Genomic DNA, 18,530 nt, shown 5'->3' with positions numbered 1-18,530 from the left:
TTGCTCCATTCGTGATTTCAGGATTTCGAGGTCATGCCGGAGCATGCGTGACAATGGCTTCACGCAAGCTGTTGAGCTTGCCATGAAAGAAATGGTCGGCTTCCGCGAACATTTCGAAAGCAGGCGGCGGCTCCAGCCCCTTGACCCAGCTTTCGACCTGTCGAGCATCGAAGAGTTCGTCCTGTTCGCCCTGCACGACCAGCCAGGGGCATTGCGGCATCGGGAAATTCTCGAGATCGAGTCGATCGATCGGCGGGGCCACGGTCACCAGCCAGTCGATGGTCTCGCGCTGTTCGAAAGACAGGCTGACCTGCGAACCGAACGAGAACCCGCCAAGCCATTTCTCAGCACGCGGCCAGCGCGACACCAGGAAGCGCATGGCAGCGGCGGCATCATCGACTTCGCCGATGCCATTGTCGTGCGCGCCCTCGCTCTTGCCCACGCCCCTGAAATTGAAGCGCAGGGCCGGCGCCCCCAGCTGCACGAAACTGCGAGCCAGCATGTGGGCCACCTTGTTGTGCATGGTGCCCTGGTGAAGCGGGTGCGGATGACAGACCAACGCGACCTGGCGCGGCTCCCGCTCGCCGTCGGCAACATCTGCCGGAACTTCCAGCAAGGCCTCCAGCTTGCCCGCCGGGCCATCCAGCAGCAGTTTTTCACTGACTGGCTGACGCGAAACGCTCATGACTTCACTCCTCGGTATCAGGCTGGGTCTGCTGCAGGGTCTTCTGCAATGACTCGGTCTTCTCCGGTCCGAAGCTGATGACGGTGCTGCCGGGGCGCGGCTCGATGCTGCGATTCGCGGCATTCAGGCTGACATCACCATCTGCCGACACTTCGGCGAGGTGAATCGTTTCCTCGGCGCATTCCTGCAGGTACTCCTCCCAGTCGTAACTCTCGGTCAGGCCGGTCTTGTGAAATTTCCAGCCGGCTGCCAGGTGGGACCACAGCTCTTCGTAAACTGCCTTCTCGCCGAACGCGACACGGCCGCGATTGGTGCGAGCCAGGCTGCGAGGGTCGTCGTCTTCGCTGTCATACATCGGCAGCTGGTAGACCTGGCCACGGCCAAGCTCGGCGCCGAACTTGGTGCAGACGAGTGCGTTGTAGGCATCGTTGGATGTCGCGGCCAGCAGCGTGCCGACATCATTCAGTTCCAGTGACTCCTCTGCCGAATCGGACAGGATTTCACCGAAGTAAACCGGGACACCATTGAGGCGGGCATCGCGGAGGCGATGCCACGACGTGTCAGTCAGCAGGACACCCACGTTGAGGCTCTGCAGTTGTCGCGCCAGCTCGGTTGTCCAGGGAGAGGCGCCAACCAGTACCACGCGATTGCGCCGCCGGGACGCCAGCCCCAGCCAGCGACCCATGGGGCCGAGGGTGATGCTGTGCAGCAGCACCGTGGCAAAAATCAGCAGGAAGATGACCGGCACCAGCAGGTAGGCATCGCTGTAGCCCGCTGCCATCATGCGCGGCGCGAACACACCAGCCACTGCCGCTGCCACGATACCGCGCGGCGCGATCCAGCCGACCAGCAAGCGATCCTTCCAGGACATGTCGGAGTGGATGGTGGCACCCCAGACGGTCAGGGGGCGAACCACCAGCATCAACGCAGCCACCAGCGCAGCATGGTGCCAGTCCAGCCGCTGCAACACATCGACCTGGAGGTCGGCGGTCAGCAGGATGAAGACCGACGAGACCAGCAGGATGGTGATGTATTCCTTGAAGCGTCGCATCTCTTGGATGCTGGGCAGGCCCATGTTGCCCATCACGATACCCATGACGGTCACCGACAGCAGGCCGGCTTCGTGCTGGAGGGAGTTCGAGATGGTGTAGGTGCCCAGCACCAGGGCAATCGTGATCGGACCCTTGAGGTATTCCGGCACGTAATTGCGACGGAATGCCTTGCCCATCAACCAGCCTGGCAAGGCGCCGACGAAAATCGCGGCAAGGATGGCGCGACCCAGGCCCGCAAAGACCTCGTCGATCGCGGTGACCTCGCCACTGAAGACGAAATACTGGAAGACCAGCACCGCCAGCAGGGCGCCAATCGGGTCGTTGATGATGCCTTCCCATTTCAGGTAGGACGCCGTGCGCCGGTTCAACATGGCATGGCGGAGCATCGGGATGATCACGGTCGGGCCGGTCACCACGATGATGGCGCCAAGCACCAGCGACACCGGCAGGGACAGGCCGCCAATCACGTAGGCCACCGTCGTGCCGAGACCGAAGGCGAGCGGTACGCCGAGGTAGACCAGCCGTCGCACGCCCGAGGCCGCCAGCCGCAATTCATGGAACTGCAGGCTCAGCCCGCCTTCGAAAAGAATGATGGCGACACACAGGGAAATGACCGGCTGCAGGAAACGACCAAAGTCCTCGGACGGGGTCAGGAATCCGAACACCGGGCCCGCCAGCAGGCCGACAACGGACAGCAGCACGATCGCCGGCAGGCGCAGCCGCCAGGCGACCCACTGGGCCAGCAGTCCGAGCGAAATAACCATGGCTATGGCATAGCCAGCTTCGTGTTCCAAGCGATACTCCTACGGCTTGTTGGGGCCCGGTGGGTTCAGGTTGGCTGACACTATCACCACGGCAGCGGCGAACCAAGGCGAAGGCATCAACCCGGCATCACCTTGTAATCGGCCAGGTCGACCAGGCCACGAATATGGCGATACAGGTACCAGACCCAGACGGCAAAAATCACCACGAACCCGATCATCACCAGCGTCAGCAGCCAGCCAACTGCCAGCCACAGCAAGGCCCACCAGAAAGACCGGATCTGCCAGCGATGATGAGAACGCACTTCGGCCGTGGCGCTGTCCAGCTGCACGTAGTTGATGATCAGAGCGATGATGCTGGGCAGGCCGAGCACGGCGCCCAGCAGGTGCAGCACGTAGGTAATCACCGTCCACATGCGCTGGTCCCTCAGCACGGCGTCCATGCTGCCGGTAACCACTTGAGGCTCTTCGTTCATCGCTGACTCTCCTGTCGACGCTACGCCATGGTTTGCCTACGCGGTACACTTTACCAAGTTCGTGCCCGGCAAGGAGCAACGCTTGAACGTCAACCGCTTTTGCAGCGCAGCAACCCGTCGCGGCGCAGGGCTTTTCCTGCTGGCCGCCGTGCTGCTGAGCAACGGATTCACGGTTGCCGCGCGGTCGCTTGCCGACGCATCACCACTCGCAGCGTTCGCTTTCATGCAGGGTTGCTGGTCGGGCGATGCCGGCGAACAGGGACTGCGCATTGACGAATATTACGGCGCACCACAGGGCGGGCTGCTGCTCGGCCAGGTCATGCACACCGATGCCCGTCAGGTGGTTTTTTTCGAATTCCTCCGGATCGAAGCGACCGCGGACGGCATCTGGCTCACGCCCTGGCCAATGGGCAGGCTGGCAGAGACGCGATTCAAGCTGATGTTGCTGCAAGACGACCGCGCCGTGTTCGAGAATCCCGCCCATGACTTTCCGCAACGCATCGAATATCGCCTGTTGCCCGGCAACAGCCTGCTGACGCGCATTGCCGGGGAGCGGGACGGTGAAGCAAGGGTCGAGGAATACCAGACGCGACGGACGGCCTGTCGCTGACCGCAGCATGGTTCAGTTGCCGGCGTCGTTGTCCCCGCGCAGCGCCGATGCCGGCACCGTGAACTCGACGATCTCGGTAACCCGCCGCGCCACCGCTTCGCCATTCTCGAACACCGGTGCGCGCAGCGAGCCACCTACCTGCCGCATCGCCTGCTCCTCGTAGATGCCAGCCGGAGTTGCGCCAATGACTTCCACATCCGACACCGAGCCATCGGCATTGATGGTGAATTCGAGCTGCACGAAACCGGCGATTTCCCGCTCCGGACGGGGCGGCGGCAGGGGCGGCGCGGTCTCTTCCTGCGGCTCGCGGTACTTGTCCCGCTCGCGCTGGATGGCATCGGCCAGGTCCGGGCGTTCGGCCAGGTCGATGTTGTCGACCTCGACAAAATCGAGAACCGGCGGATTGTCATCATCGCGATCGAAATAATTGACGCCCAGGCCCACCAGGGTGACGACGAACACGGACGCCATGACGAACGAGGCGAGGATGCGAAGCAGGGTTTGCATGATGATTTTCCTGCGGCAGGGTGATGCATGGATTACCGGCAGCACAGGATAACCGCGCGCGCTGCCGGCCACAAAATCAGGAGGTCTCGGCGAACTCCAGCCTGACGCGACGATTCTGGCGACCTTTCTTGTCGATCTTGGCGACGCGAACCGGGCCGATCTCGCCGGTGTTCGCGACGTGCGTACCGCCGCAGGGTTGCAGGTCGGTACCTGCCACCTCGACAAGGCGAATGTCGCCGACGCCGCGTGGCGGCGACACCGACATGGTCTTCACCAGCTGGGGATTGGCCTCCAGCTCGGCGTCGCTGATCCAGCGCATCGATACCGGGTGGTTGGCGGCGACCAGGGCATTCAAGCGCGCTTCGACGTCGGCCACGTCGGGCGACTCCTCCAGGTCGAAATCGAGCCGCCCGTAACCATCGCCTACCTGGCCGCCCGTCACGGGCGCCACGATGACCGCGCTCAGCAGGTGCAGGCAGGTATGCATGCGCATCAGGCGATGCCGACGCGCCCAGTCGATCTCCAGCAACAGCGTGCTTCCCGTGTCCGGCAATGCCTCGCCGTCACCCTCCAGCACATGCCAGATTTCGCCAGTGTCCCGCGACTTGCGTGTATCGACGACGGTCCATTGGCGACCATCAGCACTGCGCAAGCGGCCGGTATCACCGGGCTGGCCACCACCCAATGGATAGAAAATGGTCCGGTCCAGCAAGACGCCCTGCTCGCCGCCAGCGACGACCGTCGCTTCGGCATTGCGCAGGTAGGCATCCTGCTCGAACAGTCGCTCGGTCACGACCAGCGTTTGCGCAAGCCGACCAGCACGAGGCCAAGCAGGGTCAGCACACCGAGGCTGCCGCCGCCGCCACCGCCCACGTCATCGAGCGGAAGGGTGAACGTCAGCTCCTGTTCCGACTTGTTGTTGCTGCTGTCGGCGTCGGCCTCGTTGCCGTAGACCATGCCGTAGACGATCGGCTGCAGGCGCACACTGGCCTGCACCGGCACGTCAACCGACCAGCTTGCGCCAGCGGCGAGGTCACCGATCCGGCACTCCAGCACGCGCTCGTCCAGCAGCTTGGTGCAGCTGCCCGGCGTGATCGAATCGACGGTGCCAAAGGCGAAGGTGCGCGGCAAATGCGCAGTGACCACGACATCCGTTGCGGCCGCGCTGCCGAGGTTCTGGACATTCACCGTCAAGGGCGCGGATTCCATGCCGTTGGTATCGGCGATGACATTCTCGAATGCCACCGACAGGTCGCTGCCATTCTCGGCCGCCAGCGTCGGACGCGCGACGTACAGGCCATCATTCATGCCACTCAGCGCCACGCGGCCACTCGGAAACAGGTAATTGCTCCAGTTGCCGTTGAAGCGCGGGCCATCGGCCACCATCCAGTCGAAATAGGCGGCTTCGACCGGCTGCTCCGGCGTCGAGATGTCCAGGATCCGGAACCCAGCTTCGTAATTCGACTGGTACAGCCAGCGACCGTGGACGTAATTGTTGTGATCGATCGACAGGGTTGGCGCGAAATAGCTGCTGGCGAGTGCCGGTTCGGACAGCAGGGTCACATCGAAGATGCGCAGCTCCGTGCGGTTGCCCAGCCGGGTCTCATCCAGTTCGTCGTTCAGGTACAGGTGCTTGTGATCTTCGGACAACCATACCTGGTGGGTGTAGGCCGCTGCGCTGTAGCCCTGGCGAGCCAGCATGGAAATCGCGCCGGGATCGGTAACGTCCCAGATGGTCAGCGTGTCCTCGTTCGCGGCAAAACAGATCTCGCGACCGACAAAGGGCGTATCCGGTCCCGCGTACACGACGCACTGCACATCATGGGTATAACCATCATCAGGGACATCGGCCAGCAACACCGGTGCGGTGGGCGTGGAAATGTCGAGGATGTGCAAGCCGCCATTGCTGCCCGTGGTGCCGTCGTCGTTGCCGACCACGTAGGCGCGCGCGGTGTCTTCGTTGATGAAGATGTTGTGGGCGCTGCCAAAGTCGCCATACAGCGTGTAATCCGCTTCGGTCCATGCCTGGCCTGGCGTTGCTGCCTGCAGCTGGGTCAGGTCGAAGATCTGCAAGCCATGACCGCCGGCTTCGCTGACGATGTAGGCGTAATCCTGGTAAACCTTCACATCGCGCCAGGACGAGCCCTCGCCGCAGGCGCCTTCGTCGCAGGACTTGCTCGCCGGCTTGCCGCCGGCGGCACGCCCATCCGACGCCGGCAGGCGGCCGAGATAGGTCAGGGTGTCGTCAGCGTTGAGACGCACGAAATTGGTGCCGTTGAAACCGGCCACCAGTGCGTACTCCGTATCGTCTGCAGCAACCCAGCCCCAGATATCGTTGAGCGAGGCCTCGCCGGTCATGTCGACCACGTCCAGCACGGCCACCGAATCGATGTGGTTGCAGCTGATGCCTTCGGCATCGCCATTGACGCAGGCCGTGCCAGCGGTGGCAGGCAAGCTCATGCCGGTCAGCAGGAGCAGGGAATACAGCGAGAAGTTTTTCATGTCTCAGTCCCGTTATCGGCAGGCTCGCCTGCCGGCTTGAAATCCAGTGCCAGTGAATTGACGCAATACCGCATGCCCGTCGAGGGTGGGCCATCCGGAAAAAGGTGGCCGAGATGCGCGTCACAGCGTGCGCAGCGGATTTCGACCCGCCTCATGCCATGCGACAAGTCTTCGCGGGTAGCGACATTAGCATTGTCGGCAGGCCTGTCAAAGCTTGGCCAGCCCGAGCCGGAATCGTACTTGGCATCGGCCTGGAACAGCGGCAGGTCGCAGCATGTGCAGTGATACCAACCGTCGGCCTTCTGGGCATAGTAGCGGCCCGAGAACGGCGGTTCCGTTGCCCCCTCGCGAGTGACCGCGTAGGTATCGGCATCCAGTTCCTCGCGCCATTCCTCGGGGGTTTTGGTCATCTTTTCCACGAGCGTTCCTCCTGCACTGCACCAGCCGGCCAGCCTTACTATATTGACCGCGCCGAAGCGGCAAAATTTCATGGATTCTGGTATCCTGCGCGCCTCGCAACATCCGACCGAACCAGTACGGAGACGGTAACACGATGAACACCAAGAGCATCCTGGCCGGTGCATTCCTGGCCACCATGCTGACCTCCCCTGCCGCTCTGGCGGGTGACGTCGAGGCCGGCAAGACCAAGGCCGAAACCTGTATCGGCTGCCACGGCATTGCCAACTACAGCAATGTCTACCCGACCTACCGGGTACCGAAGATCGCCGGCCAGCATGAGACCTTCCTGGTTGCTGCCCTGAAGGCCTATCGGAGTGGCGAGCGTTCGCACCCGACCATGACGGCCCAGGCCAGCGCCATGTCCGACGAAGACATCGCCGATATCGCGGCCTACATTGCCAGCCTGAACGCCGCCGAGTGATCCGGCGCGAGCTCGAAGAGGAAATCGCATGAACATCTTGAAGACCCTGATCGCCACCAGCACCCTGTTGCTGATGACGGCCCCGGCCAGCGCCGGCGGTGATGCCGAGCGCGGCAAGGAACTGTCGACCACCTGCGCGGCCTGCCACGGCACCGATGGCAACAGCCCGAACCCGATGTACCCGATCCTGGCCGGCCAGTACGAGGATTACCTCGTGCATTCCCTGAAGGCCTACAAGAGCGGTGATCGCCAGAACGCCATCATGGCGGGCTTTGCTGCCAGCCTGTCCGAACAGGACATGGAAGACCTGGCGGCCTATTTCGCCAGCCAGGACAGCAAGCTGTCGATACTGCCGGAAAAATGAGCGGGACGGCCTGCTGACGTGCATGAAAAAGCCCCGCAATGCGGGGCTTTTTCGTGGTCGGTGACGCCTGTCAGTCGTTGTCGACCTCGACCCTGATTTCGCCGACATTCACCTCGGCTTCGATATCGTCGTCGCCACCCGCGTCGTGCTTGGTGTCGGCCCCGACCCAGCCACTGCGGTCACCTTCGATCCGCTCGCCATTGATACGAAGGCGGGTGTCGCCGATATTGACCGACAGGTCCATGTCGCCGGGTGACGCCGTCGCCGACTCGATGTCGATTTCGCCGACGTTGACCTCGGCCTTGATATCACCCTTGAGGCTCCTGATGTCGAGCTCGCCCACGTTGACCTCGGCTTCGATATCGGCAGCCATGCCGATGATCTCCATCTCGCCCACGTTAAGCTCGTAAATGCCGCGCAAGGATGCCGGCATCTTGATGGTCCATTCCTCGTTCAAGGACTCGCCATTGCCGGAATTGCGGTAGTCCAGCGAGAGGCGCAGCGTCTTGCCGTGCACCTCCTTATGGAGCTCGGCAGCCTGGATGCGCCTGGCCGCATCCTCGTCGCTGCTGTGCCAGCTGTCATTGGCCTTCAGCACGACTTCGATAATAACCTGGTCGCCGTCGCCGCCCTCAATGAAGACACTGCCTACATTGGCATCGAGCTCGATGCTGTCGAGGTTGCTGGCCGGGACGGTCGCATTGAAGGTCCGCGGCTCCGGATCGGCCAGGGCCGACGCGGGCAGCAGGATCAGCGCAGCGAGACTCAGGATGGCTTTGTTCATGATGTATTCCCCTTTCGGTACGTTCGTTCAGGCATGCCGGCGTTGCTCGGCCTGCAGCCGCATTGCTGGCTGCTTCTTGACCCTTGGATGCCCACCATCCGGAAAAGGTTTGGAAGCCCGCCGAGGGACGTGCAGCGACCGCTTGTCGGTCAAATCCCGCCGCTGAGTCCGCAGCGGTTGCCAATGGGCCGGCGACTGGTACAGTAGCCCCTGCACGACAAAGGCACACCCAGCCGAAAGGCGGGTTCGCAAAATTACCGGTCTAAGGGGCGCAGGCTCTATGACAGCGGGATTACCGAAGCACCCCTCAAGAAGACGGCTTCCCCCCGATTTTGGCCGTATTCACGTTTCGGTTCCCCCCGTTTGATTCCGCTGTCAGGCTTGCGCCCTTATTTTTTTCCGCTTCTTCCCGATATCACTGGCCGCGCTGGTCAAGATCCGTCATCTGCAGGTTCAGGGCGGTGACAGACAGCTGTATTTCCCGGAATGACAGGCCCAGCGAGGCCAGCAGCAACAGCAACGAAACCCCGAATATGAGCTTGGCGGCGTCCTGCCAGCCCACGTAAATCACCATCATCGCGAGCACGCACAGGAACAGGCTGCTGATGCCCAGCGCCTGCATGTTGCGAATGATGCGAACCCGCGCGCGCAGGCTTTCCAGCTGGCCGCGAAGATTGTCGCTGCGACTCTCCTGGAACCGGGCATGCAGGCCACGAATCACGTTGGCGATGGCCAGGAATCGATTGGTGTAGGCGAGCAGCAGCAAGGAGATGGTTGGAAAAAGCAACGCGGGCGTTGTCAGTGTCAGTTCCATGGGCCTGCTCCGTATGGGCAACAAAAGAAAAACCGGCATACAAGATGCCGGTTTTTCGCTTGCGGGGAAAGCGACCTTCCTACCAGAGCTTCACCCTGTCCTCCGGTGGCAGGTACATGTCGTCTCCCGGCTTGACGCCGAAAGCCTGGTAGAACTCCGGCATGTTCGGTACCACGCCATTGACCCGGTACTCGCTCGGGGAATGCGGATCCGTCTTGAGGCGGTTCAACAGCTCCTGCTCGCGGTACTTGCGGCGCCAGATCTGGGCCCAGCCCATGAAGAAGCGCTGCGGCCCGGTGAAGCCATCGATCACTGGCGCGGACTGGTCACCGAGCGACAGGCGGTAGGCATTGTAGGCCACGGTCAGGCCCGACAGGTCGCCGATGTTCTCACCCAGCGTCAGCTTGCCATTGACGTGCATGCCCTCCAGCGGCTCGAAACGATCGAACTGTGCCGCCAGTGCCGCGCCGCGGGCATTGAACTCCTCCAGGTCATCCTCGGACCACCAGTTGCGGAGGTTGCCATCGCCATCGTAATCAGCGCCGGAATCATCAAAGCCATGCGAAATTTCATGACCGATAACGGCACCGATCGCACCGTAATTCACGGCATCATCCGCATCCATGTTGAAAAACGGTGGCTGCAGGATGGCGGCCGGGAACACGATCTCGTTCATGTTCGGGTTGTAGTAGGCATTCACGGTCTGCGGCGTCATGAACCATTCGTCACGGTCGATCGGACCGCCCAGCTTGGCAATCGCACGTTCGTGTTCCAGGCGACTCGAGCGCAGGACATTGCCGACCAGGTCATCAGCCGACACCTCGAGCGCCGAATAATCCTTCCACTCGTCCGGGTAACCGATCTTGACCGTGAACTTGGAGAGTTTTTCGTGCGCCTGCTGCTTGGTTTCCGGTGACATCCAGTCGAGCCCGTCGATACCGACCTCGAAGGCCCGAACCAGGTTGTCGACCAGCGTTTCCATGCGCTGCTTGGCCTCGGGCTTGAAATGGCGCTCTACGTAGAGCTTGCCGACCACTTCGCCCAGGGACGTCTCGACAGCTGACACGGCCCGCTTCCAGCGGGGCCGGTCCTGTTCGATGCCGCGCAGGGTCTTGCGGAAAAATTCGAAATTCGATTCGACGAATGCGCTCGACAGCAATGGAGCAAAGCGTCGCACGGTATGAAAGGCCAGGTAGGCCTTCCAGTCAGCCAGCGGCACCGCCTCGAAGTCGCCGGCGAAGCTTTCGAAGAAACTGGGCTGCGAAACGACGACACTGTCGACACCCCCGACGCCACCGGCAGCAAGGTAACCCTGCCAGTCAAAACCCGCCATCGCCGCCTCGAGGTCAGCCACCGCGTACTTGTTGTAGGTCTTGTTGTCGTCACGGTTGTCGACGCGAGTCCACTGGGCCTCGGCGAGCTTCGTCTCGATGGCCATGATCGCATCCGCCGCCACCCCGGGTTCGGCATGACCGGTCAGCGCGAGCGTTTCCACGATGTGGTCGCGATACGCAGCCCGCAGGTCGGCAAATTTCTGCTCGCTGGAGAGGTAATAGTCCCGATCCGGCAAGCCCAGGCCGGACTGCCAGAGGTAGATGATGTACTCGGTGGAATTCTTCGAATCCGGGTTGATGTACGGCGACACGGGCGTCTCGACACCGTGAACCGCATTCCAGGCCAGGCGCTCCATCACGCCCCGGTACGAATCGATCGCCGCGATCTCTTCCAGCATGGGTTCGATCGGCGCCATGCCCAGCGCTTCGATGCGCGCCTCATCCATGAAACTGCGATAGAAATCGCCCACCTTCTGCGTATCCGTGCCGGCGGCGGCATCCGCGGCTGCCGCCTCTTCGATGATACGGCGCAGGTTCTCCTCGGCCTCATCCGCCAGCCTCGTGAACATGCCGTAGTTCGACTTGTCGGCCGGAATGCTTGTGCGTTCCAGCCATTCTCCGTTCACGTAACGGTAGAAGTCGTCCTGGGCACGAACCGCCGGGTCCATGCCCGTCAGGTCGATGCCGGATTCGGTCGCAACGGTCGCAACGGTCGCAGGAGCCTTCGCGGCGGAGGCATCTTCGGCGGCATTGTCCTGGGAACAGCCTGTCAGCATCAGGACGGCCGACAGGGCGACAAGGGACTTGTTGATCATGATCCTGGATCTCCGGTATTGCTCTGTCGCAGCACCATCTGGCGCTGGCTCGGGCCGCCGATAATAGCACTCGAGGGCAACGCCACGGCAAGCGACAACAACGGGGATCGTTCAGAGCGGCGGGTGTTCGTCCTTGATGGCGAACCCCCTGAGGAAAGCCAGCAAGGCGAGTCGGCGGCGCGGGCTGAGCTGCCGGTAATACTGCAGCAATTCGACCTGGTCGGGTGTCAGGGAAGTCAGCGGCGCCAGCTCGCCATCACCGGCATCATTGCCGTTTCCGGTCATCAACCAGGTGAAATTGACGTCCAGCAGCGAGGCCAGCTCGAGCAGGCGTTCGCGCCGTGGCGCGGTACCATTGGCTGATTCCCACTGGCTGCAGGCGCTGCGAGTGACGCCGAGCAGGCGCGAAAGCTCTGTCTGGGACAGGCCTGCCTGCTCTCGCGCTTCGCGGATGCGTTCGTGCAATCTCATTCTCCTAGTGTAGAACCCCCTGCCGGGACCGCCACCGCCCGGATAAAGTTCACAGTTTCGCCATCCTGCCTGATTTAGAATGAAGTCGTTCCAAAAGCCTGTATTTTCAGCAATTCCAAGGAGGCACTCCATGCACACGACCCTGCGTGCAAGCGTATCGATTCTGGCCCTGCTTACCGCATTGATGACGGCTTCCGCCTGTCGCTGGGTCAAACCTGTGGCAGGTGCCGAAACGGTCGACCTGGTACCGGCAAATCTCGTTGGCAGCTGCGCGGAGATCGGGGGGGTTACTGTCTCGGCCCTGGACAAGGTCGGTTTTCTTGAGCGTCATGAGGACGAAGTCCAGGAAGACCTGGCCTCGCTGGCCAAGAACCATGCCGTCGAGAGAGGTGGCGATACCATTGTCCGGGCATCGAAACTGGAAAATGGCGAGCAGAAGTTCCTGATCTACAAGTGCCAGGAGGCGGGACACAGCGATACCCAGGCGATTCAGCCCGCGAGCGACAGCAATACGGCTGCGGAGACGGTTCCTTACGAGGGCTGAGTGGAATGAGAGCCCTGTCTACTTGGAGAGAGCCTTCTTCAACGCGTCGGGAACCGCTTTCTTCGCCAGCGTGATCAACGGCTGCAGCTGATCGATGATTTCGGCCAGCTGCTCCTTCACTTCCTCCTCGCGTCCGTTCGCCAGCATGCGCAGTGCGGCGGTCGGGTCGAGGCGCACACCCGCCTTGCGCTCGCCCGCCAGCGACTCGGTCTTTGGCGTCAGGACAACACTGCCAGCCCCTTTGCCAGCAGCTGCCGTTGCGCCGGCCTTCATGTCTTCAAGAACGTCGTCGAGATCGGCTTCCGGAAACAGCGAAGGCACGCTGATTGCCAGGCTGATGGTCATGGGCTTGGACCACTTGGCCTTGTCAGCGCCAACCTTCATGGCCTTCTCGATTCGAGCGGCCAGCTTGCGAGCACCCTCGGCATCACAGACCGGTGTGATGATGCCGAAGTGAATGTTGTCGATACGTGCCGCCGTATCTTCGTTCCGGATACAGGCCTTTATCAGGCTCCCCACCTCACGCATGCGACGTGGCAGCTTTTCCTTGCCGATTTCCTGGACGACCGACTTGAAGTCATCGATCTGCAGCCGCAGGACGGCCAGTGGCTGGCCATGGCGCTGGCTGAAGGACCGGGCATCCTTGAGGGCATTGAGAAAATGCTGTTCGTTGCCCAGGCCTGTCAGGCGGTCGATGGTTGTATGCGCCTCGAGCTCGCGTCTCTCGCGCTGGGCATTGGCATGTGAACGGGCCCGCGCCAGCATGTCGACACGATTGAACGGCTTGGTAATGAAGTCTGTCGCACCGCGCGCCAGGGCATCTTCACGGGCTTCATCGGTTTCGTCGGCAGTGACGACGATGACCGGAACGCCCTTGATCACCTCGTCGGCGTGGTCACGTATCTTCGCAAGCAGCTCCATGCCATCGAGGTACGGCATGCCGATATCGGTGAATACGGCAGCCACATCCTTGTTCTGCTCCAGCTGGTCAAGCGCATCCTGACCGTCCACTGCCAGCAGCAGCTCGTAGTCATCGCCAAGAATCTTGGCGGCGGATGTCCTGATGACCTTGGAGTCGTCCGCCAGCAGAATCTTGGTGCGCGCTTGTTCTTCCTGTGCCTCGCTCACGGGATATCCTGATTGATCGTTTCCTGACTCAATCATAGCGGCTGGCTGCTCGACCTGCGAATGCCTGTCGCCCGGCCCGGCCGGGATGCTTGACTTGAGTCCTTCAGGGCCGGAATATCCGGGCCTTTGGTTTGTCTCAGGGGAACGCAAACCACATGTACCAGACCACCGTGTCAGGTGAATTTGTCCACGTCCACCCGCGGCTCGCAAACTTGCTGGGGTACTCGGAACCGGCCGAAATGATGGCCGAGATTCGTGACGTTGGCACTCAGCTGTATGCCAATCCGGAACAACGCGAAGCCCTGCTGGCCGAAATCCGGCAGCGTGGGGAGGTGTGTCGGCGGGAAACCGAGCTGAGGCACCGGGATGGCAGCCTGATGCAAGTGGCCATTTATGCCCGTGGACATGGCGAAGCCGACAAGCTCGAGCACCTGCGGGGCGCCATCGTCGACCTGCGCCCCTTGCGCGGCGCGGCTGCCGATGCTCATTTCCGCGAATTCTTCGACCGGTCCACCATCGGCATGTATCGCAGCACCGACGACGGCCGTTTCATTGACGTGAACCTGGCGTTGGCGGAGCTGCTCGGCTATCCGTCCGTCACCGACCTGCTGACCGAAGTGGTCGACATCAGCGAGTTGTACGTCGACCGGGCAGACCGCCACAACCTGCTCGGCCGCCTCGATGATGACAGTGTTCACAAGCCGAACGAATTCCGGCTGCGACACCGGGGCGGAGATGTCATCTGGGTTCGCGAGTTCGGCCGCTCGGTGCGCACCGTCGACGGCGAATTGTGCTTTTTCGAGGGAACGCTGCAGGACATTACCGAGGAAAAGGCAGCACAGGCCGCCTTGTCGCGCTCTGAAGCGCAATACCGGGCGCTGGTCGACAATTGTCGGGCCGGCGTGTTCGTCAACGAGAAAGGCGTCTATACCTTTGCCAACGCCGCGTTCGAACAGATGCTGGGGTATGGCCCCGGCGAACTGCTCGGTGTGCATTTCAAGGATGTCTATGCGCCAGAGTCGCTGATCGAAGCAGAAGCCCGCTATCGCGCACGGGAGTGCGGCGAAGAAGCGGCCAGCGTGTTCGAAACCACCATGCTGCACGCCAACGGCCATGATCGTGTGGCCGTGATCATCACCATCAGTACGCTGGAACAGGATGGCAACCTTGTCAGCACGGGCACCGTCACGGACATTACCGAATTCAAGCGAATCGAACGCCAGCTGCGCCATAATGCCGCCCACGATCCGCTGACCGGGCTTCCAAATCGCAGCCACTTCCTGCAACGCCTGTCGCGAACCATGTCGGGCCAGGATGGCCTGGCCAACAGCTACGCCGTGCTGTTCCTGGATCTCGATGGCTTCAAGGTCATCAACGATTCACTGGGACATGCGGCCGGTGACGCCGTTCTGATCGAGATTGCCAGTCGCATTCGCGGCTGCCTCAACCCCTGGGACACGGTAAGCCGCCACGGTGGCGACGAATTCACGATCTTGCTGGAAAACGTCGCCTCGCCGTCGTCGGCGGAGGAAATCGCCCGGCGACTGCGCGAAAGCCTGGCGGAGCCACTGCGAGTGCTCGATACCGAGGTCTTCACCAACGCAAGCATCGGCATCGTGATGAGCGACCGCCAGTACACGGAAGCCGAAGCCATCCTGCGGGATGCCGACACGGCCATGTACACCGCCAAGGCCCGGGGCCAATCCGGCATTGCCGTGTTCGACAAGCGCATGCACGAGACGGCGCGACTGCGATTGCGCCTGGAGACTGACCTCCGCCTGGGCCTCGAGCGCAAGGAATTCAAGCTGCGCTACCAGCCAATCATCGACATGAAGACCCGCCGGATCGCCGGCTTCGAAGCCCTGCTGCGCTGGGATCACCCGACACTGGGCGAGCTCCTGCCTGGCGAGTTCCTTGCCGTTGCGGAAGAGACCGGCCAGATCGTGCCGCTGGGCTGGTGGGTGCTGGATACGGCACTGGCCCAACTGACAAGCTGGCAGTTCGAACTGGATCGACGCGACCTGTTTGTCAGCGTCAATCTCGCGCATCGACAATTCCACCACCCGAAGCTTGTCGAGCGCCTGCGCAAGTCCCTGCGGACGGCTGCCATCCAGCCCGGCACCCTGCATATCGAACTGACCGAAACCATCTTCATGGACAACCCCGAACTGGCCATCGAACGGCTGCATGCCATCAAGCAACTGGGTGTCGAATTGTTCCTGGATGACTTCGGTACCGGCTATTCGTCATTTGCCCATCTCAACCAGTACTCGGTCGACAAGCTGAAGATCGATCGCTCCTTCATACTCGACGATTCGCGTCGCGCGCGCCGGATTATTCGCAGCATCGTGCAACTGGCCCGTGCACTCGATATCGAGCTGATAGCAGAAGGCATCGAAAACTACCGCCAGTATCACTACTTGCGCCGCATGGGTATCCGCCAGGGCCAGGGCTTCCTTTTCCACAAGCCACTCGATCCCGCCGCCGCATCGGCCGCCCTGCAGCAGAATCAAACAGACCGTGGCGCGGCCTCCCTGCTGCGCAAGCTCGGGCTCGCCTGACACCTCGGCAGCCGCGCTGACCGATACCCGGCAGACAAGAAAGGGCAGGCCTTGCGGCCTGCCCTTGTCGTTTCACGCTGCGCAGAAGCTCAGAAGAACCAGTCGAGCAGACTGCCAGTCAGGTTGCCATTCTTGCCCGTGCCGACGTCGTCCGGATCAATGTCATCGCCATCCGGACCCACGGACTGGCTATCGGAAGTGCTGGTCAGATTGCCGCCCTTGCCCGTGCCGACGTCATCCGGCGGCGCCGGCGTGCCTGCCTGGCTCGACAGGGAAAAAGCCAGCATGGAAACCATCATCAGAGCCTGAAGTAAATTTTTCATAGGACACCTCTCACAAAGAATACTGGGATTTAGCTCCCGATTTAAGTCTAGGAGGTGCAGGCGGGTAGTCAATTTCGCATTGGCTGAAAAAGAAAAAGGGGAGCACTTAGGCTCCCCCTTGGGGTTCGCAGCAAGCTCTTGCTCAGCTGGATTCGAAGGCGTACAGGCCAATTCCTGCCCGGCAGTAGGTCACCCCGCTCTTCCGTGGCTTGTCTTCCACCTCGGTCAGGTAGTGATGCACCTTGCGAGCAAACGCATCGATCTCCTTGCGGACATACTCGCGAACCTCGGGCAGCTTGTCGCAGGGCAGCGTGCGGGTGAACAGTGCCCGCTGTGGCAGTTTTTCTTCATCCGACAAGCCGTGGCGAGTGTTGTATTCCATTGTTCGAATCAGGTCACTGGCCGACATTGCCACGATATCCAGCTCTTCACTGGAGCCATTGACCGGGAAGAAGGCGAACTTCTTCAGCCTCACCGAATCGCCATCGACAATTTCCACTGCCCCGCATCGACGCAGTTCATCCAGTACTGCCCTTGGTGGCACGTCACCACTGTAGAGTCGCACCAGGTGATGGAAGGATTCCGATCCGTTCTTGATCGGCAGCACCTTCGGGTGATCCTTGCTGTCACAGAACTGCGGGTTCTCCGTCCAGCCGGTCATCACGCGCGCGGCACGATTGAAACTCGGCAACTGATCCTGTTCATCGGGACTCGGGGCGCTCGACAGACGCAGCACTTCCTTGCGCGACAGGCCAGTGATCACCGCGACACGGGACTTGAATGTCTTGGACCGCGATTTCAAGGCGAATTCCTTCTCGTTCATCGCCACATCGACAAACATCCAGCGGGTAATTTCAGTGAATTCCTGGGCGGACATGCCATGGCGAAGCAGGATTTTCACCAGGGGTCGCAAGATGGACAGGCACAACTTGACCAGTCGTGATTTGATTTCCTGGTGCTCCGGCGCCATCGAGATTGCTGCATTCATTTTTCGTTCCTCACGCAAGCATCGGCTGCGGACCGATTTTTTCCTTTTCACATAATATCTAATTTAGGACGGTGTCCCCAAGGAATCCAGTCAGCTGCGGGGATTTTCACCACACCAGGGAGGCGTTAGGGCAATAAAACGCGATAAAACAGGGAGTTAGCCAAGGTCAGCGTGTCCGGCCTCGAGCAGGTCCTGGCGCAGCCGAGCCTGCCTGATACCGACCACCGGACCCAATATCGCCAGCAGGAAATAGACGACGCCGGCCAGGTAAAGCAATGACGCCGGCAAGGTCACCGCAAGCAGCACCGACAGGAGCGAGACGCCAGCTGGCAGGATCCAGCTCGCCATCTCGGCCCTGGTGTCGAATGCTTCCACCGCATTCAGGCCCAGTGCGTCCCTGAGTCGAATCGCATGGGCATTCAGGCCGAGCACCACCAGTGACAGGCTGAAGAACCCGGCTCCATAGAAGACGAACAGCAAGCGCAACTCCAGGTAACTGTCCAGCGTCACCGGCGACGGCAACCAGCCGGCGCTTATCCAGTGAAACATGCCGGCGAATACCATGCGCAAGGGATAAACCCAGACCAGCATCACGAAGACAAAGAATCCGGACAGCCAGACCACCGTGGCATCCTCGAGTCCGAAACGTCTCGACCAGCGGCGGTGCGCGCCCCAGAACATCATCAGGATCATGAACGTCGCGGCGAACGTCGGCACCTGGGTCAATGCTGCCAGCATGTCGCCGAAATCTTCCGGCACCGAATCGCCGGCAATGACCAGCATGGTAAGGGCGAAGGCAAACGCCGCATCGACGAACACCTCGATGCGGGTCATCTCCGCACCACGCAGTCGAAAGCCGTTCTCCTCTGGACACTCGTCAAGTCGGCGGGCGCTGAAAGGCTGGTTGATGGACATGCTGTTCCCCGTTGCT

General features: G+C 61.5%; 20 protein-coding genes and 1 riboswitch. Of the genes, 5 read left to right on the top strand and 15 right to left on the bottom strand.

Annotated features, from left to right (window positions below; genetic code table 11):
• Positions 1–31 precede the first annotated feature (31 nt).
• From R3217_07620 to R3217_07610, 3 genes are all read right to left on the bottom strand, one after another.
• A complete protein-coding gene (locus R3217_07620; protein MDX1455304.1) occupies positions 32–685 on the bottom strand; it encodes an alpha/beta family hydrolase in 654 nt (217 codons plus the stop codon).
• 4 nt (positions 686–689) lie between these two features.
• Entirely contained in the window at positions 690–2,531 is a 1,842-nt protein-coding gene (locus tag R3217_07615) for a sodium:proton antiporter (protein MDX1455303.1), read from the bottom strand.
• An 86-nt stretch (positions 2,532–2,617) separates the two neighbouring features.
• Positions 2,618–2,974 carry a hypothetical protein gene (locus tag R3217_07610; protein MDX1455302.1) on the bottom strand — a complete coding sequence of 119 codons (357 nt, stop codon included), beginning with the start codon at positions 2,972–2,974 and terminating at the stop codon, positions 2,618–2,620.
• Positions 2,975–3,056: 82 nt separating this feature from the next.
• Between R3217_07610 and R3217_07605 the strand changes: the two genes are divergently transcribed.
• A complete protein-coding gene (locus R3217_07605) occupies positions 3,057–3,584 on the top strand; it encodes a DUF6265 family protein (protein ID MDX1455301.1) in 528 nt (175 codons plus the stop codon).
• Between the two features lie 12 nt (positions 3,585–3,596).
• Here the strand turns inward: R3217_07605 and R3217_07600 are convergent, their stop codons facing one another.
• From R3217_07600 to msrB, 4 genes are all read right to left on the bottom strand, one after another.
• The gene (locus R3217_07600; GenBank protein ID MDX1455300.1) at positions 3,597–4,091 is read right to left on the bottom strand and encodes a TonB family protein; all 495 of its coding nucleotides are present in this window, start codon (positions 4,089–4,091) and stop codon (positions 3,597–3,599) included.
• Positions 4,092–4,167: 76 nt separating this feature from the next.
• On the bottom strand, positions 4,168–4,884 hold the full coding sequence (locus R3217_07595; protein ID MDX1455299.1) for an alanyl-tRNA editing protein: 717 nt from the start codon (positions 4,882–4,884) through the stop codon (positions 4,168–4,170).
• Positions 4,881–6,593, bottom strand: a complete 1,713-nt coding sequence (locus R3217_07590) for a choice-of-anchor B family protein (protein MDX1455298.1) — start codon at positions 6,591–6,593, stop codon at positions 4,881–4,883. The genes R3217_07595 and R3217_07590 overlap by 4 nt, the downstream gene beginning before the upstream one ends.
• The gene (msrB, locus tag R3217_07585; GenBank protein ID MDX1455297.1) at positions 6,590–7,012 is read right to left on the bottom strand and encodes a peptide-methionine (R)-S-oxide reductase MsrB; all 423 of its coding nucleotides are present in this window, start codon (positions 7,010–7,012) and stop codon (positions 6,590–6,592) included. Before msrB ends, R3217_07590 begins: the two co-directional genes overlap by 4 nt.
• Before the next feature lie 134 nt (positions 7,013–7,146).
• On the opposite strand from msrB, the gene R3217_07580 reads away from it, so the two are divergent.
• Both R3217_07580 and R3217_07575 read left to right on the top strand, forming a co-directional pair.
• On the top strand, positions 7,147–7,473 hold the full coding sequence (locus R3217_07580) for a cytochrome c (protein ID MDX1455296.1): 327 nt from the start codon (positions 7,147–7,149) through the stop codon (positions 7,471–7,473).
• Between the two features lie 28 nt (positions 7,474–7,501).
• Positions 7,502–7,837 (top strand): cytochrome c, encoded by a 336-nt coding sequence (locus R3217_07575; protein ID MDX1455295.1) that lies wholly within the window; start codon positions 7,502–7,504, stop codon positions 7,835–7,837.
• A gap of 70 nt (positions 7,838–7,907) precedes the next feature.
• Here R3217_07575 and R3217_07570 read toward each other — a convergent pair whose 3' ends face one another.
• From R3217_07570 to R3217_07555, 4 genes are all read right to left on the bottom strand, one after another.
• Positions 7,908–8,621 carry a hypothetical protein gene (locus R3217_07570; GenBank protein ID MDX1455294.1) on the bottom strand — a complete coding sequence of 238 codons (714 nt, stop codon included), beginning with the start codon at positions 8,619–8,621 and terminating at the stop codon, positions 7,908–7,910.
• A 212-nt stretch (positions 8,622–8,833) separates the two neighbouring features.
• Positions 8,834–8,921, top strand: a riboswitch (cyclic di-GMP riboswitch).
• A 115-nt stretch (positions 8,922–9,036) separates the two neighbouring features.
• On the bottom strand, positions 9,037–9,435 hold the full coding sequence (locus tag R3217_07565) for a DUF2721 domain-containing protein (protein MDX1455293.1): 399 nt from the start codon (positions 9,433–9,435) through the stop codon (positions 9,037–9,039).
• A 79-nt stretch (positions 9,436–9,514) separates the two neighbouring features.
• Positions 9,515–11,584, bottom strand: a complete 2,070-nt coding sequence (locus tag R3217_07560; protein ID MDX1455292.1) for a M13-type metalloendopeptidase — start codon at positions 11,582–11,584, stop codon at positions 9,515–9,517.
• A gap of 111 nt (positions 11,585–11,695) precedes the next feature.
• Positions 11,696–12,049, bottom strand: coding sequence for a helix-turn-helix domain-containing protein (locus tag R3217_07555; protein ID MDX1455291.1), 354 nt, complete (start codon positions 12,047–12,049; stop codon positions 11,696–11,698).
• Positions 12,050–12,185: 136 nt separating this feature from the next.
• On the opposite strand from R3217_07555, the gene R3217_07550 reads away from it, so the two are divergent.
• Complete coding sequence (locus R3217_07550) at positions 12,186–12,599, top strand: DUF4156 domain-containing protein (GenBank protein ID MDX1455290.1); 414 nt, start codon at positions 12,186–12,188, stop codon at positions 12,597–12,599.
• An 18-nt stretch (positions 12,600–12,617) separates the two neighbouring features.
• On the opposite strand, the gene R3217_07545 is transcribed toward R3217_07550, so the two are convergent.
• Complete coding sequence (locus R3217_07545) at positions 12,618–13,727, bottom strand: response regulator (protein MDX1455289.1); 1,110 nt, start codon at positions 13,725–13,727, stop codon at positions 12,618–12,620.
• A gap of 155 nt (positions 13,728–13,882) precedes the next feature.
• Between R3217_07545 and R3217_07540 the strand changes: the two genes are divergently transcribed.
• Positions 13,883–16,288 (top strand): EAL domain-containing protein, encoded by a 2,406-nt coding sequence (locus tag R3217_07540; GenBank protein ID MDX1455288.1) that lies wholly within the window; start codon positions 13,883–13,885, stop codon positions 16,286–16,288.
• An 89-nt stretch (positions 16,289–16,377) separates the two neighbouring features.
• Here R3217_07540 and R3217_07535 read toward each other — a convergent pair whose 3' ends face one another.
• The 3 genes from R3217_07535 to R3217_07525 form a co-directional block, all read right to left on the bottom strand.
• Positions 16,378–16,611, bottom strand: a complete 234-nt coding sequence (locus R3217_07535) for a hypothetical protein (GenBank protein ID MDX1455287.1) — start codon at positions 16,609–16,611, stop codon at positions 16,378–16,380.
• 142 nt (positions 16,612–16,753) lie between these two features.
• Positions 16,754–17,599: a DUF6502 family protein gene (locus R3217_07530; protein ID MDX1455286.1), complete on the bottom strand. Its 846-nt coding sequence runs from the start codon at positions 17,597–17,599 to the stop codon at positions 16,754–16,756.
• A 156-nt stretch (positions 17,600–17,755) separates the two neighbouring features.
• Positions 17,756–18,530, bottom strand: a 775-nt coding sequence (locus R3217_07525) for a TMEM175 family protein (GenBank protein ID MDX1455285.1), incomplete at its 5' end; no start/stop codon positions are given.

Source organism: Gammaproteobacteria bacterium (genome assembly GCA_033720895.1).
GTDB lineage: Bacteria > Pseudomonadota > Gammaproteobacteria > Natronospirales > JAJUFS01 > JAWWBS01.
Note: the sequence above shows the minus strand (reverse complement) of the source record. Positions and strands in the feature narration are given on the sequence as shown.